The organism is Psychrobacter sp. PL15 (assembly GCF_035984995.1).
Lineage (GTDB): Bacteria > Pseudomonadota > Gammaproteobacteria > Pseudomonadales > Moraxellaceae > Psychrobacter.
The window spans coordinates 17,502-33,317 of sequence record NZ_JAXCIB010000002.1 but is presented as its reverse complement, the minus strand read 5'-3'; the positions used below and the strand labels follow the sequence as shown (position 1 = coordinate 33,317).

Sequence of the window (15,816 nt, the reverse complement as noted above, 5' to 3'; positions counted from 1 at the left end):
CTTTTCATTGACTATAGCTACGGCAAAGTAACTGCCTTTGAAAAATGACTAACAAAAAAATAACGCCTGTTACCTATTAAAAGATAAAAGACGCTAAAGGTCAAAGCATGCTGGCACATAATACAAAAAACTTGCTCATTCGCTAATGGTTTGGCTGACCATAGCGAATGAAGGTTATACCTCTAAAAAGTCTAGTATGCCTTCGGCAGCTTCACGGCCTTCCCAAATAGCAGTCACTACCAAATCAGAGCCACGTACCATATCGCCACCGGCAAATATTTTAGGGTTATTGGTTTGGAACTTAAAAGTCTGTTCTTCCGCGGCTAATACCCGGCCGGAGCTGTCCATCGACACTTGCTGTGTGTCGAACCAATCGGCAGGACTGGGGCGAAAACCGAAGGCCATAATTACCGCATCACAAGGAATAATCTCCTCAGAGTTAGCAATCGGCTCAGGACGGCGGCGGCCACGGTTATCAGGCGCACCTAAATGAGTAGTGACTACTTTCACCGCATTAACCTTGCCGTTTAAGCCAATAATTTCGGTTGGTTGACGATTAAATAAAAACTCGACTCCTTCTTCTCGAGCATTGACCACTTCACGACGTGAGCCAGGCATATTTTCTTCATCACGACGATAGGCACAGGTTACTTGCTCCGCACCTTGGCGAATACTGGTGCGGTTACAGTCCATCGCCGTATCACCGCCGCCAAGTACCACTACTTTCTTACCTTTGAGGTCGATATAGTCTTCTGGATCTTTTTCCCAATCATTACAGCGATTAACATTGGCAATCAAAAAATCAAGTGCGTCATGAACACCATGCAATTCCTCGCCAGCAAACCCACCACGCATATAAGTATAAGTACCCATACCCATAAAGACAGCATCATAATCAGTTAATAACTCATCGATACTGACGTCGGTACCGATTTCGGTCTCAAGGCGAAACTCAATACCCATGCCTTCGAAAATCACTCGGCGATTGCGCATGACGTCTTTTTCCATTTTGAACTCAGGAATACCAAAGGTTAATAAGCCACCAATTTCAGGATGCTTATCAAAGACCACTGGCGTGACACCATTTCTAACTAATATATCTGCACACCCTAAACCTGCGGGCCCTGCGCCAATAATAGCGACTTTTTTGTCCGTCCAAACCACATTAGACATATCTGGACGCCAGCCAAGAGCGAAGGCCGTATCATTGATATATTTTTCCACATTACCAATAGTCACTGCGCCAAAGCCATCATTAAGGGTACAAGCACCCTCGCATAGACGATCTTGAGGACAGACGCGGCCGCAGACTTCAGGTAAAGTATTGGTGCTGTGGCATAACTCTGCAGCTTGGAATATCTGCCCTTCGGTCGCTAATTTCAGCCAATTGGGAATATAATTATGTACCGGACATTTCCACTCACAATACGGGTTACCGCATTCAAGACAACGATGCGATTGCTGCGCAACTGACTCACTTTCAACCGGTTTATAGATCTCAACGAACTCGGTGGCACGGGTGACGATATCTTTTTTGGTCGGCTCAAGCCGTGGCACGTCTAAAAACTGAAAATCATTATCTAAGCGTTTTGCCATGATGAAAATCTCTTCTATAGTGGGCGGTGACCAGTAGCAAAGGCGGCATTTATCAGAGCAGTTATTGACCATAATTAATCGATCAAAAAACTATCTGCCACCTTTAATACTCTCACTTACCTGCTTAAAATATATGAACGGCAACTGTGCCTTAAAGTATTTGGCCAATCAGCACCAGTACTATTGTGGGTCTGCCATTGTGCTCTTCAGCAGGCTGACAATATTCGCCGCCTTGGGCTTAACCAGATAGAACTTGCGCACATAGTGTTCAAAGTCAGCTAATATAGCTTGACCCCATACACTGCCAGTTTTGTCCACGTGACTTTCAATCACTTGTTGCAAATAAATACGATGCTCTTCGGTCTGCTCACTTGAGATACGATTGAGGTCAATCAGCTCATGATTACAGCGGTCAAAGAAGTCGCCTTCCATATCAAGCACATAAGCGAAACCGCCGGTCATACCTGCACCGAAGTTAAGCCCAGTACGCCCAAGTATGGTAATAATGCCGCCCGTCATATATTCGCAGCAATGATCGCCCGTGGCTTCGATGACCGCATGCGCGCCCGAATTACGTACCCCAAAGCGCTCACCGGCAGTACCAGCTGCGTATAACTTGCCACCAGTAGCGCCGTATAGACAGGTATTACCAATAATAGCGGTGTCTTGAGCCAAAAAGCTCGAACCTTTAGGAGGATAAATGACAATCTCACCCCCTGCCATGCCTTTACCAACATAGTCATTGGCATCACCTTCCAGCTCAATATTTAGGCCACCCGCATTCCAAACGCCCAGACTTTGTCCTGCAGTGCCAGTCAGGCGCAACTTAATAGGCATCTCGTTCATACCCAGATTACCCCATAGCTGAGCAATCTCGCCGGAAATACGCGCGCCAATAGAGCGGTCACAGTTACCAATATTATAGCTATAGTCACCACCATTTCCTTGGCGAATATTCAGTAGCATATCGCTAATCATACGCTCAGCCAGCAACCCTTTATCAAACGGTTCATTACGCACCACTTGGCAGGTCTGCGATGCACCGGCACTTGCTGGATGGCTATATAATAATGGGGTCAAGTCAAGATGACGCTGCTTATCAGTGGTACCTTCTAATATCTCAAGCAAATCAGTACGACCGACTAGCTCTTCCATACTATGTACCCCCAGTGCTGCTAGCCACTCACGGGTTTCGGTCGCAACAAACTTGAAGAAGTTAATCAGCATCTCCGCTTCACCAATAAAGTGCTCATCACGTAGCTTAGCTTTTTGAGTGGCCACTCCAGTAGGGCAGTTATTAAGATGGCAAATACGTAAATATTTACAGCCGACGGCAATCATTGGGGTCGTACCAAAACCAAAACTTTCTGCACCTAGTATTGCCGCTTTTACCACATCAAGGCCAGTCTTAAGACCACCATCAGTTTGGATACGTATTTTGTGACGTAGGCCGTTGACTCGTAGCGACTGATGGGTCTCAGCTAAGCCTAACTCCCACGGCGAGCCAGCATGATGGATAGAGGACAGCGGTGAGGCCGCCGTACCGCCATCGTAACCTGAAATAGTAATCAAGTCGGCATAGGCTTTTGCCACGCCAGTAGCGATAGTGCCTACTCCCGGACGTGAAACCAATTTCACCGACACTAAAGCATCAGGATTGACTTGTTTTAAATCAAAAATCAACTGTGCTAAATCTTCGATAGAGTAAATGTCGTGATGCGGCGGTGGTGAAATTAAAGTCACTCCCGGCACTGAATAGCGCAAACGTGCGATCAAGGCATTAACCTTACCACCCGGCAGCTGACCACCCTCACCGGGTTTGGCACCTTGAGCTACTTTAATCTGCATCACTTCAGCCGAGCGCAAATAAGCCGGTGTGACCCCAAAACGACCTGAAGCCACTTGCTTGATTTTTGAATTGCGTAAGGTGCCATAACGCACAGGATCTTCACCGCCCTCGCCTGAGTTTGAGCGGCCCCCAATGGTATTCATAGCCATGGCAATGGCTTCATGGGCCTCAGGTGATAGCGCCCCTAGCGACATACCAGCAGAATCAAAGCGCGTTAGAATCTTTGCAATGTCTTCGACCTCATTAACGTCGATGGGGTTGTCGGTCTTCAGCTGCAATAAGTCACGTAAAGTGGCGACGGGACGACTATTTACCAAATCCGCATAGTGACGGTAGTTATCATAATTGCCGGTCCGTACCGCAGTATGTAAGCTATTAATTACCTCAGGATTAAAAGCATGATATTCTTTATTAAAGATAAACTTGAGCAGGCCCCCTTGATCAAGCGGTGCCCGGCGTTTAAAGGCATTGGCAGCGAGTTGCGCTTGGTCGGCTGCTAAATCCGCAAAAGTTGCGCCCTTAATACGACTTTGCACCCCTTTAAAGCACAGCTCAACCACGGGCTCAGACAGACCAACCGCTTCGAATAATTGCGCACCACGATAAGACACAATAGTAGAGATACCCATTTTTGATAGGATTTTTAGCAAGCCTTTATCTAAGCCTTTACGGAAATTCACCCGAGCTTGAATTGGATCACCTAGCAGTTCACCAGTAGCCACTAAATCATCAATGACGTCATAAGCGAGATAAGGATAGACGCAGGTCGCACCAAAACCGATCAACACGGCTATTTGATGGGAGTCACGCGCCAGTCCGGTTTCAACGATTAAGTTAGCATCGGTACGAATGCCTTGAGCGATCAAGTAATGATGTACTGCGCCAGTGACCATGATGGCGTTAGCGGGTACTTTGTCAGCACTAATCTCTTTATCAGACAATACAATCAGCGTATGACCAGCACGAACAGCACTGGCTACTTGCTGACAAATTGACTCGATAGCGGTCGCTAAGTCTTGACTGGACTCATAATTTAGATCTATACGTGCCACTTGAAAAGCAGGATCATCTATGGTCTCAATCTGCTGCATTTTGCTGGCGGATAATACAGGCGATGATAAAATCAGACGATGCGCATCTTGGGCAGAAGGCGAGAATACATTGGTCTCAGCGCCTAGACACGTTTGCAGTGACATAACGATAGACTCGCGTAGCGGATCAATCGGCGGGTTGGTCACCTGCGCAAACTGCTGACGGAAAAAGTCACCAACGTGGCGAATCTGCTGTGATAGCACTGCCATTGGCGTATCATCGCCCATTGAACCAACTGGCTCTTGACCATTTTCAGCATTTGGACGGATGATTTCGGTACGTTCTTCATTAGTGATGTGATACATCTTTTGCAAGGTTTTAAGCTGATCGCCGCGACATGATTGTGCTGCTAGCTGTTCTTCCAAACGCTCATCATCACGGATACGGGTCGCTTCTTCACGCAGCCATTTACGATAAGGATGGGCATTTTTAAGTGAGTTACCTATAGCCTGGGTATCTAGAATTTGACCCGTTTGAGTATCAATAACCAACATCTGACCAGGACCAACTCGGCCTTTGGCTAGCACATCTTTTGGCTCATAATCCCAGACACCAACCTCTGAGGCAACAGTAATGTAGCCGTTCTTAGTCGTGACCCAGCGCGATGGACGCAGACCATTGCGGTCAAGCATGCAGACTGCATAGCGACCATCTTGGATAACCAGACCTGCCGGCCCATCCCAGGCTTCCATATGTTGTGAGTAAAACTCATAAAACGCGCGTAAGTCCATATCCATACTGTCAACGTTTTGCCACGCTGGCGGCACAAGGATTGACATAGAATGAAATAGACTCATACCGCCAGACATCAGGACTTCAAGCATATTATCTAAGCTTGATGAGTCCGAGCCACTACTGTTAACGAGCGGATGCAGCTCACCGATGTTAGGTAGTTTGGCTGAGGTTAATTTTGGCGTACGGGCCTCAGACCAACTGCGGTTACCAGTGATAGTATTGAGCTCACCATTATGCGCAAGATAGCGAAACGGCTGTGCTAATGGCCAGCGCGGCAAGGTATTGGTCGAAAAACGTTGATGAAATACTACAATATGTGAGGCCAAACGCTCATCTTGTAAGTCGGTGAAAAACGCCGGCAAATCTGACGGCATGACCAGACCTTTATAGATAATAGTCTGGCAATTCAATGAACACACATAAAATAGCTCATCATCAACCAGGCGTTGCTCTGCTTTTCTGCGTGCGACAAATAACTTACGGTTAAAATCATCGGCGCTTAAGTTTTTATCACCAGCACTGTCGGCATTTGAGTCGGCAGGTGCACTGACAAATATCTGCTTAAAAGCGGGCAAGGTTTCAAGACCGATCTCGCCAACGATGTCCAGATTAACGGGCACGTCACGCCAGCCAGCAACCATTAGGCCTTGGGCAGTAATTTCTTCGCCCAGTACCTGTTGACTATGCTGCGCTTTGGCATCATCTAAATTGGTGAATACCATACCAACGGCAAAGTTATCGGTGATGTCTAATTGCTGCTCACTAGCAATAGCTTTAAAGAAGTCTCGCGGTGTGGACAATAATAGACCACAACCATCGCCCGTCTTGCCATCAGCCGCGACGCCGCCGCGGTGGGTCATGCAACTTAAACTATGAATAGCGGTCTTTACTAGGTCGTGGCTGGCTTCTCCCTCAATGTGAGCGATTAAACCAAAACCACAGTTATCAGAGAAGTCGTCTGGGGTCGCCAGATGGGTGTGGGATGAGATCATTGACATAGCTAGTCCTTTTAAGTGAGCGGGCAGCCTATATATCCAATGCGGACAATAAACTGAGCACCGCAAGCAGAACGGGCTGTTACTTAATATTCGTACAAACGGATTAATAAATGGTACGCTAAGCAATAACTATTTGCGCTTTGGGACTGTTAAAATAATTACCACTCTCACATTTATTTAAGTGTCAACGTACTAACGGAACATCAGTAATAGCGGTTGGAAAATAAATGACCGACATACTACTGATTTAAGGCTAGTGCGGTAATCATCGACTGTCATTTTTCAGTAGCGCAAATCAATATGACACGCGTGGCAAACGACAACCGAATAATTGAGTACCTAACTCTTGACATCAAGCTTAGTACGGCACTCGCTTACGTTTGAATATTAGACGCTCTATATTCAAGCGCTTTAACCACTCTGAAAAGAGGAATAACAAGAGAGGTTGTGCTACTTGCGGTGTGTTTAATCCAGACTGCAAGTGGCAGCGCATGAGACCACAACACTATAGTTATAACAGTTATAACAGTTATAACAGTTATAACAGTTATAATGAAACTATAGAGAGTATAAGCAGTAAAAACAGAGTCTGCCTATTGTACTTCTAAGAAAATTTACTATAACTATACAGAGCGTCGCCCACATCCATACTAATTAATGATTAACGAAAAATCTAGTCTTTTTTCTAACTTTCTCGTCATATGTATCACTACACTCTTTATTTATTTTATCTAGAGAACACTTAGTTGAGGCTTATTTTTCGCCATAAAAAGCCCAGCAAAAGTTCTGTTTGATGGGCTTTTATCGTTGTTGATGCTGGTGTTTACACTGGTTAAGACCTAGCGATATTAACCATCATATTAGCTGCTTAACACTACTATTTAATTGGCCTTTTCTTGTATCAACTCCTTAATACTGTCGCTATTATTCTTAGTAGCTGCAGAGTTTGCAGGTTTATTGCCTGAGGTTGCGCTGTCGCTTGAGTTACTCGCATTACTAGGCGGTTTAGGGGTAGCGACTGCTGGTGGCTTTTTCAGCGTGCTATTATCAGTCCCAGTTCCTATCGACTTCTTACTTTCTTGTTCAGATTTGCGCGAATTATCATTATTTTTAGGGGTAGATCCAGATGAATTTTGCTCATCAGGCCCAACAGTACGCTCTTCAGTAAGCGACAAGGTTTCTGAAGTATCGTTTGACTGACGAATACTTTCAATACCACCGCCATTATTGTTGGTTTGTTGATTACTAGGGTTACCGTCGTTATCTGTCGCTACGCCATTAGCATTGTCTCCAATGCTAGATTGTGCATTTTGACGAATGGGTACTTCACGCTTAGTGGGTTGCAAATTGACAGAACGCGTGCGTCTAGCGCTTAAGTCTTTTACAGGATCTGGGCGTTCGTAATTATCGATAATTCCGACGTAGCGACTGATTTCTTCAGGTAGCACACGTACATTATCAGGCAAGCCAAAATCTATTAGTTTGGCGGCACCCACGGCCTCCTGCGGACTACTCATCAGGCCGTAAGTGAGCATGTAACGCAGCTGATCGTCATCATCACGATAACGGAAATAAGAGAACTTTTTACGATCTTCACGACCTTCTAGATAGTTGGCAATAACTTCGTTTTCACCGACATTCATTACCTGTACTGTCCAGCTCCCCTTATTAGCCAGTAGGTAGCGCTTATCTTTGAACTCATCAGGATAATTGCGCAGATCACGAACGGTGGTATCAAAATTAAGCGGTTGGACATTGGTATCAAGTTCATGCAGAGCTGCTACTGATAAGGGTTGTTCAAGCTCAGTACCTATCATTTGCGGTGTGGAGATCGGTGCATTTTCGATTTTAGCTCCCATCGCTGGGGTCTGACTAACCATCCAAATTAAGGCGGTAATAACACCCAACAACAAGGTCATTATTAGCCAAAGTAGTGCTTGACGGCGATATGACTGACGATCAGAGTGAGTCGTCGAGCGTGATGCTGCCATGAATGTATCCTTGGTAATAGATGATTAAGCCCACTAATAAAAAATACTAAGACAAGTAATGATAGCAACACTGCTAATATATCTACTTTACCTCCCTAGTATTTTAACGCTTTATGAATGCTGCTGAGACAATACGTCAGTAAGTAGTTGCTCATCAAAGTCGTTGGTTAACACCGCATTTCCTAATGATTTTAACAAAATTAGACGGATTTGTCCGTGTTTTACTTTTTTATCATGGCCCATCAAGTTCAGGGCAGTTTGCACCGCGATAGGTGGCGGTGTAGTAGGCAAGTTAGCCAAGGTTAAAACGCGCTTAATGCGTGCCACTTCATCGACACGCAACCAGCCCATTTTTTGTGACAGCTCAGCCGCCTGTACCATACCAGCGGCAATCGCTTCACCATGTAGCCAATTTCCATAGCCCTCATGGGTTTCAATCACATGGCCAAAAGTATGACCAAAATTCAATAACGCCCGCACGCCGGCCTCTCTTTCATCTTGTGCCACCACCGCAGCTTTATACTCACAACAGCGCTTCACCGCCTCGCCCAGTACAGTTAAATCTAAAGCCATCATCGCTGGTAAATGCTGCTCCAGCCATGCTAAAAAATCCACGTCCATAATCAAGGCATATTTAACCACTTCAGCAAGTCCTGCCGATAGCTCACGTGCAGGCAGGGTTTGTAAGGTACTCATATCGGCAAGTACCATTTGCGGTTGCCAAAAAGCACCAATCATGTTTTTACCTTGCGGATGATTGATACCGGTTTTACCACCGACGCTTGAGTCTACTTGCGACAATAAGGTGGTTGGAATTTGAATGAAATTGACCCCACGCATAAAACTTGCTGCCGCAAAACCTGTCATATCGCCGATCACACCGCCACCTAGCGCGATTAGCGTCACATCACGGTTGAAATACTGCGCCATCAGTTCATCATAAATCTGATTGATACTGGCTTGGTTCTTATGTTGCTCACCATCTGGCAGCACACAAACCCTGACTGTGAAATGCTCTGACAATTGCTCTTGTAGCGGCTGTAAATATAAAGGCGCAACCGTAACATTAGTAACAATTAATACCTGTTGACCTTTAATATAAGGCGCAACTTGCTCAGCCATAGTACTTGTTGCACTGCTGCTTTTTTCAGTAATGATAATTGGATAGTCATGACTTTGAGTATGCACTGTTAAGCCATCATGGAGCGGTGGGGTTGCCATGAAATATTCCTTAAGCATCGGTAATGGGGTAGCTTTAATAAAGTGATTTTAACTGAGGATCTTTGTTAATCCAGTTTATGGTTTCTTTAAAGTTATTCTTCAACATTTTGTGGGTCTATCATAGTAGGTACTGATCCACAAAATGATCCGAGCTGCTGCAATAATTGATTCACCATATGCCGGGGATAAGTATGGCCAGTAGGCATAATAATATGCGCTATCTGCCGGTACAATGGATCACGAACAATATAGAGCTCTTGTAGTATTTTTCTGGGATTAGGCTGCTGTAATAGTGGACGTGACTTATCTTTAGCGGTGCGCACCATTTGTACATCAACTGGCGCGTTGAGATAAACGACTATACCACGTTGCTGCAAAAACTCACGATTGTCGGCACACATCACTGCACCGCCACCAGTCGCTAATACAATGTGCTTTTTTTGGGTCAGCTCATCTATAGCTCGGGTCTCGCGTTCACGAAAACCTACCTCGCCTTCTTTAGCGAATATCCACGCGATATCAGCGCCCGTTTGCGACTCGATATACCAATCACTGTCTACGAACGTGCGCCCTAACTGTTTGGCGAGCAATCGGCCAATGGTAGTCTTCCCTGCTCCCATCGGTCCTACTAAAAACACCGACGGCAATTCCTCAACCATAATACTCACTCAGCTAAATTAACTATCATACAACGTCATCAATATTCTGGCTAGTAATGAGCCACGATTATTATCAGTAAAAATTGACTCGTAGTAAAAAGCGGCTCAAAAAAAGCAAGCACATAGGCTTACTTTTTTATTCTACTAAACATCAACGGCCTCACATCAGTCTAAACGACTGACACCGTCATTAATGAGTTTGGGTGTCACGAATATCAGCAGCTCTTCCTTAGCATTATTGCGTACATCCTTGCGAAACGCACGGCCAATATAAGGTAAATCACCTAAAAACGGCACTTTATCTACCCCGTTATTGGTACGATTCTTAAAGACCCCACCAAGGACGATGGTCTGACCATCTTCTATAATGACATTGGTTGAGATAGAGTCTTCAGCGATAGCAACCTGATTGTTAATGATAGTTGGCGTGCCGTTGGTAATCACCAGTTTCAAACCAATTTTACCGTCAGGTGTAATATTTGGAGTCGCTTCTAAGCTCAACGCTGCTTCTTTAAAGCTAGTGGTGGTCGCGCCACTGGCTGAAGCCTCTTGAAATGGAATTTGTGTTCCAGAAGAGATTTTTGCTGTTTGTTTGTCTGCAGTCAAAATTTTGGGCGTGGAGATAACCTCACCGCGATTGTCCGCTTGTAGTGCTGATAATTCAAGATCTAGCATGACATCTGACAAGCTAAGAAGGCCAAATGCTATACTTCCTGCAGGGTTACTGACGCCAAGATCGACGTTTAAGTTGTCAGGACGAGTGATGTCGTATTTCGGATAAGACACCGTTTGACCGTTAACGGTCGTAGTCTCTATATCAAAATCTTTTAGGTCTGTTAAAGTTTGATTACTACCACCAACCAGTAAGTTACGATTGGTAGCTGCACCATTAGATAAAATACCCCAACGTACCCCAATCTCTTTACTAAAGCTATCGGTGGCGCTGACAATGCGCGCTTCAATCATTACTTGGCGTACAGGGATGTCTATTTTGCTAACAAGTTTATGAATATTCTCAATACTTGCTGCCACATCCTTAATAATCAAAGTATTGGTACGATTATCGATGGTTACCGTACCCCGATTCGATAGCAACGTATTATTGTCATCAAGACGATTGGTGGTCGTGCCAACACCACTATTACCAGCGGGTCCACTACCATCAGAAATGAGGTTCAGCACATCTGCCACTTTAGCGTAGCTCAAACGGATATACTCCGTTCGTAGCGGCTCAAAAGCTTGCACTGCTCGTTGAGCTTCTAGCTCCTGCGCTTCTTGTTGCGCAAGTTCAGTGGTTGGCGCAATTAAAATGACGTTGCCGTTCTCGCGTTTGTCCAAATTCTTACTTTTTAGAATAATATCAAGCGCTTGATCCCAAGGCACATTAATAAGGCGCAAAGTGATATTACCCGCTACCGAATCACTGGCGACGATATTCGTGTTAGTGAACTGCGCTAAAATATCTAAGACACTACGAACTTCAACATCTTGGAACTCCATAGATAATGCTTCACCGCTATAGACTTTTTCTTCAAGTGTCGGTTCACGTAGCAACTCAGGCTTACTGATAGCAATGTTGAGCTGATTGCCTGACTGGTAAGCTTGATACTCATAATCACTGGTCATATTAATAGTGATCACCGCATTTTGTCCCTGGTTTTTAGTATCAATACTAGTGACAAGACCACTATTAATATTCAGTCGACGTAATAAGTTCCGAGGCACCGTACTACCAGTCAGGCGCACTACTAGCTTATTACCTTGGCGTTGGACGTCCACTGGAATAGCTTCATTAGCAAGAACGATACTGACATTACCGCCGCCATTACCGCCACCATTACCGCCGCCATTATCCTCTGCTACAAAATTAAGCGCTGTCAAACCATCATAGCTATACTGCTTACTTACTTGCGAGGCGGCAAGTCTGGGATCTAATAGAGGATTAACCCGTACCACCATAGTATCAGCAGGCACTTGATTCTTAACGACCGTAGAATCAGATATAACAGGAGTAACTACCATGCTACTACTCTCAACAATTGGAGTGATCACTGTAGTAGTGGTTACCACCGCATTATTACTGGCGATGAACCGATTGGGATCGCTGATAGTGAGTAATAAATCATTACCATCAATAGCGGTAGTATACTTGCCCACTTGTTTTAGGCCGATAACAAGACGGGTAGTACTATCGTTGTTTAAGGAGGTAACGTCATTGATCATACCGATATTGTAGTCAGTAAAACGGCTAACCAGCCCATTTTGAACTTGTTTAAAATCTAGTACTAACCGGCTAGGATCCTCAAGCTGGTAGGCTGCAGGTAGAACCGGTGCGCCTGCAAACCCCAAACGCATCTGCGTGACTGCCGGTGCGGTTTGTATCACAGAGATATTATTGATACGCTGCTCGGCATAGGCGCTGCTGCTCATCGCCATCATACTCACAGCCAACGTAGATATGGTCAAGGTAGAGGATACGCAGTTGCTCATCATCATTATCTGGTTATTGCGTACGGTCATTATTTATTCCTCAAAAAATGTGCCAACCTAATTTATAGGAGAGACCAACGACTGGGGTCTTTCAATGAACCCTGCGCGGCTGTCTGGTACAATTTCAATCAAATTAATCTGGGTCGACGTAACTTCAACAATACGTCCGTCGTTTAAGCCAAGATAATCACCCACTTTAACACTAGCAACCGAACCATCAGGACGCTGCACTAATGCATATTGTTGGCCTTCAGGCGAAATTAACATACCACGAAAGGTCAGTTGCGATAGCTGGTACTGTTCGAGAGGTTCTTTGGTGCGTGTGATATCAGGGCGCACGCCATCAATAGAGGTAGTAGGACTTTGCACATTGACCAAACTTGGTGGCAAAAACGGGCTACGCAACATGTTAGCACTATAGACAAAGTCTTCTACCAGCTCAGATTTTGGTGGCGGTTCAATGGGCTGAGCAGGCTGGTTGCGTATATCAGCCATTGCCCGCTCTGCCATGCCAATACGATCGCTACAACCAGTCAGCGATAGGACAGTAACACTTAGCATCAGTAGCGTGGGCAATTTTCTGATAATCATCAGTTGCCTCCTGCAGTAGTGTCAGTCTCGCCGCCTTCAGGAGCGACTTCTTTTGAGCGGTAGGTCTTCGTCTGTAATACTAAATTGAGTTCCGGTAGGACATCTAAAGATGGCTGGGGATTACTGACTTCAAAATCATGCATGGTAATAATACGCGGTAAGGCAGCAAGGCCACTAATAAAGCTACCAAATTGATGGTATTCCCCTAACGCCGCTATACGTATAGGCTGTTCAATAAAAAACTCATTTTCAATCTCAGCTTCTACAGAAATATCTTGAAAACGTATATTACTGTCGACCCCGGTCATATTAATGCCTTCTACCAGCTCTGACACGCGAGTGTCTTTTGGTAGCTGATCGAGTAAGGCATTAAACTCAGTTTCCATCTGTATGACTTGTGCTTGATAAGCCTCTAGATGGCGGGCGCGCGATTGTTTTTCACGGTAACTATCAAGCAGGGTTTGCTGCTCACTTTCAGCGGCTGCGATCTCATCGATTTTACTGCTAATCGGTAGCGCCCATGACAACGCTGCAATGAGAGCAATGATGAAGCCAATCACTGTTATCTTGACGGATAGTGGCCAACTGCCATAGTTTTCGGTATCTAGTGACTCAAAGCTATGCCGAAACTCATTAAAATCAAACGACTTTTTAGTGCGTAAAGCAGCCTTGTTGGTTTTAACTGGACCTTTTTTGCGGCTGAGTTTCATAGCTTACCTCCAAGCCCAGTGCTGCCATCAATATCAGCAAGTACGGCAGACTCAGACTGTACTTTTGTAGTCACCACGAACTGCACATAGCTGTCCTCAGGATAAATCAGACGCGGCTGCTCACCAGTCGTACCCCTCTCGTTAAGGGCAGGAGCGGTCTCATAAGCACTTATGTTTTGCTGAATATTACTGACTGCCGAATCACCCAGCCACTTACTGCTATCCAGATTACGAATCAAGCTTGATACAATGTTCGGATTGTCCGCCAAACCCGTTAGAGTCAATAAATCGCCTTCACGCTTGAGATTATTTAGATAAAGTGCAGGTGGTATGGCTTTGGCAAGGTCATCCCATAATCGAACAGGTACCGGACGTAAACCTTGCAAATCTTGGATAACCTGCATACGTGAGATAATATCTTCGCGGCGCTGCTCCAAACTATCAATATCGGTGAGCACGGTATCTAAGCGGCTGTTTTCTTGTGTAATCAAAGCATTGGCTGCCCGCTGCTCATCGAGCTTATTATTAAAATAACTCCACGACGCAAAGGCGACTAATAACGCCAGTAAAGTAACGGCGACCACCAGGGTAATAAATTCTTTGTTGCGACGTTCGCGCTCTTCTTGTCGCCACGGTAACAGGTTAATACGAGCCATTAGTCAAAGCTCCTTAGCGCTAGACCGCAAGCAGCCATTAAACTTGGGGCATCAATTGCGAGCTGCTCACTATCCACCTGCGGACCGATAGTCATATTGATAAATGGATTGGCGACGCTGACAGTTACGCCCAGCTTCTGTTGTACCATACCGGCCAAACCTGGGATAGAACTGCTACCACCTGCGAGCACTACATGATCAATACTGCTATACTGACTCGAGGAAAAATAAAACTGCAACGAGCGGGTAATTTGTTGAATGGCATTTTCCATAAAAGGCGTTAGCACTTCAGGATAGTAGTCGTCAGGCAATGTGAGTTCACGCTTGCTAGTGGTTGCTTCTTCAGAGGTTAGGCCATAGCGATTTTGTATCGCCTCGGTCAGCTGCGCACCACCAAATAACTGCTCGCGGCTGTAAACAAATTCACCGTTTTTAACGACATATAGAGTGGTTTGATTGTGTCCGATATCAACCAAGGCCACCAACTCCGACATATTTGGTAAATTATCTATCATCAATCCAAAAGCACGCTCAATAGCATGCGTCTCTATGTCCATAATTTTAGTTTGCAGACCCCCAAAAGTTAAGGCATCAACTCGTTGATCCACGTTTTCTGAGCGCGAAGCAGCCAACAGCACTTGTACCATGTCATCATTGATCAAAGAAGGGCCTAGGACTTCAAAATCCAAATTGACATCTTCGAGTGGATAAGGAATATATTGATCAGCGTCTAGGCGAATTTGGGCCTCGCGTTCAACATCATTGAGCACCATGTCCATATCTATGATTTTGGTAATCACTGCTGAGCCTGAGACCGCAGTTGCGGCATTGCTACCGACGACCTGACAACGCCGTGCTAAGTCGGCAATAATATTTCCTACTTCTTCAGTATCTACGATGAGTTTGTCGACTACCGCGCCTACAGGCAACGGTTCGATACCATATGATCTTAGATGAAACATCCCTTGCTGACGCTGTATATCAACCAATTTTACTGAGGTGGCACAGACATCCATCCCAATTAAATGTCTACTTTTAGAAGAAAATAGCCTCACAAACTCCATACCTTATGTGAAATGCAAAATTTGATAGTTAGTTGTAATATTTGAACACAATAAATTACTTAATAGATAGATTAAAGTGTTTAAAGAATAAATCAAGGTCGATTACACATTTAGTATGACCTGCTTATTTTGTTCAAGGTATAATCATCTACTTGTTGCAAATC

General features: G+C 45.0%; 10 protein-coding genes. All 10 read right to left on the bottom strand.

Annotation, left to right across the window (positions count from 1 at the left end; translation table 11 throughout):
* Positions 1-174: 174 nt before the first annotated feature.
* On the bottom strand, positions 175-1,596 hold the full coding sequence (locus tag RCH20_RS01650) for an FAD-dependent oxidoreductase (RefSeq protein ID WP_327192358.1): 1,422 nt from the start codon (positions 1,594-1,596) through the stop codon (positions 175-177).
* A 180-nt stretch (positions 1,597-1,776) separates the two neighbouring features.
* On the bottom strand, positions 1,777-6,270 hold the full coding sequence (gene gltB / locus RCH20_RS01645) for a glutamate synthase large subunit (protein WP_327192357.1): 4,494 nt from the start codon (positions 6,268-6,270) through the stop codon (positions 1,777-1,779).
* An 881-nt stretch (positions 6,271-7,151) separates the two neighbouring features.
* Positions 7,152-8,261: a hypothetical protein gene (locus RCH20_RS01640; protein ID WP_209956353.1), complete on the bottom strand. Its 1,110-nt coding sequence runs from the start codon at positions 8,259-8,261 to the stop codon at positions 7,152-7,154.
* 111 nt (positions 8,262-8,372) lie between these two features.
* Positions 8,373-9,482 carry a 3-dehydroquinate synthase gene (gene aroB / locus RCH20_RS01635; protein WP_327192356.1) on the bottom strand — a complete coding sequence of 370 codons (1,110 nt, stop codon included), beginning with the start codon at positions 9,480-9,482 and terminating at the stop codon, positions 8,373-8,375.
* A gap of 92 nt (positions 9,483-9,574) precedes the next feature.
* On the bottom strand, positions 9,575-10,141 hold the full coding sequence (gene aroK / locus RCH20_RS01630; protein WP_327192355.1) for a shikimate kinase AroK: 567 nt from the start codon (positions 10,139-10,141) through the stop codon (positions 9,575-9,577).
* Positions 10,142-10,306: 165 nt separating this feature from the next.
* A complete protein-coding gene (gene pilQ, locus RCH20_RS01625; RefSeq protein ID WP_327192354.1) occupies positions 10,307-12,661 on the bottom strand; it encodes a type IV pilus secretin PilQ in 2,355 nt (784 codons plus the stop codon).
* A gap of 27 nt (positions 12,662-12,688) precedes the next feature.
* The gene (locus tag RCH20_RS01620) at positions 12,689-13,222 is read right to left on the bottom strand and encodes a pilus assembly protein PilP (RefSeq protein WP_327192353.1); all 534 of its coding nucleotides are present in this window, start codon (positions 13,220-13,222) and stop codon (positions 12,689-12,691) included.
* Positions 13,222-13,932 (bottom strand): type 4a pilus biogenesis protein PilO, encoded by a 711-nt coding sequence (locus RCH20_RS01615; RefSeq protein WP_327192352.1) that lies wholly within the window; start codon positions 13,930-13,932, stop codon positions 13,222-13,224. Before RCH20_RS01615 ends, RCH20_RS01620 begins: the two co-directional genes overlap by 1 nt.
* Positions 13,929-14,588, bottom strand: a complete 660-nt coding sequence (locus RCH20_RS01610; RefSeq protein ID WP_327192351.1) for a PilN domain-containing protein — start codon at positions 14,586-14,588, stop codon at positions 13,929-13,931. The genes RCH20_RS01615 and RCH20_RS01610 overlap by 4 nt, the downstream gene beginning before the upstream one ends.
* Entirely contained in the window at positions 14,588-15,652 is a 1,065-nt protein-coding gene (locus RCH20_RS01605) for a pilus assembly protein PilM (RefSeq protein WP_327192350.1), read from the bottom strand. The genes RCH20_RS01610 and RCH20_RS01605 overlap by 1 nt, the downstream gene beginning before the upstream one ends.
* Positions 15,653-15,816 lie beyond the last annotated feature (164 nt).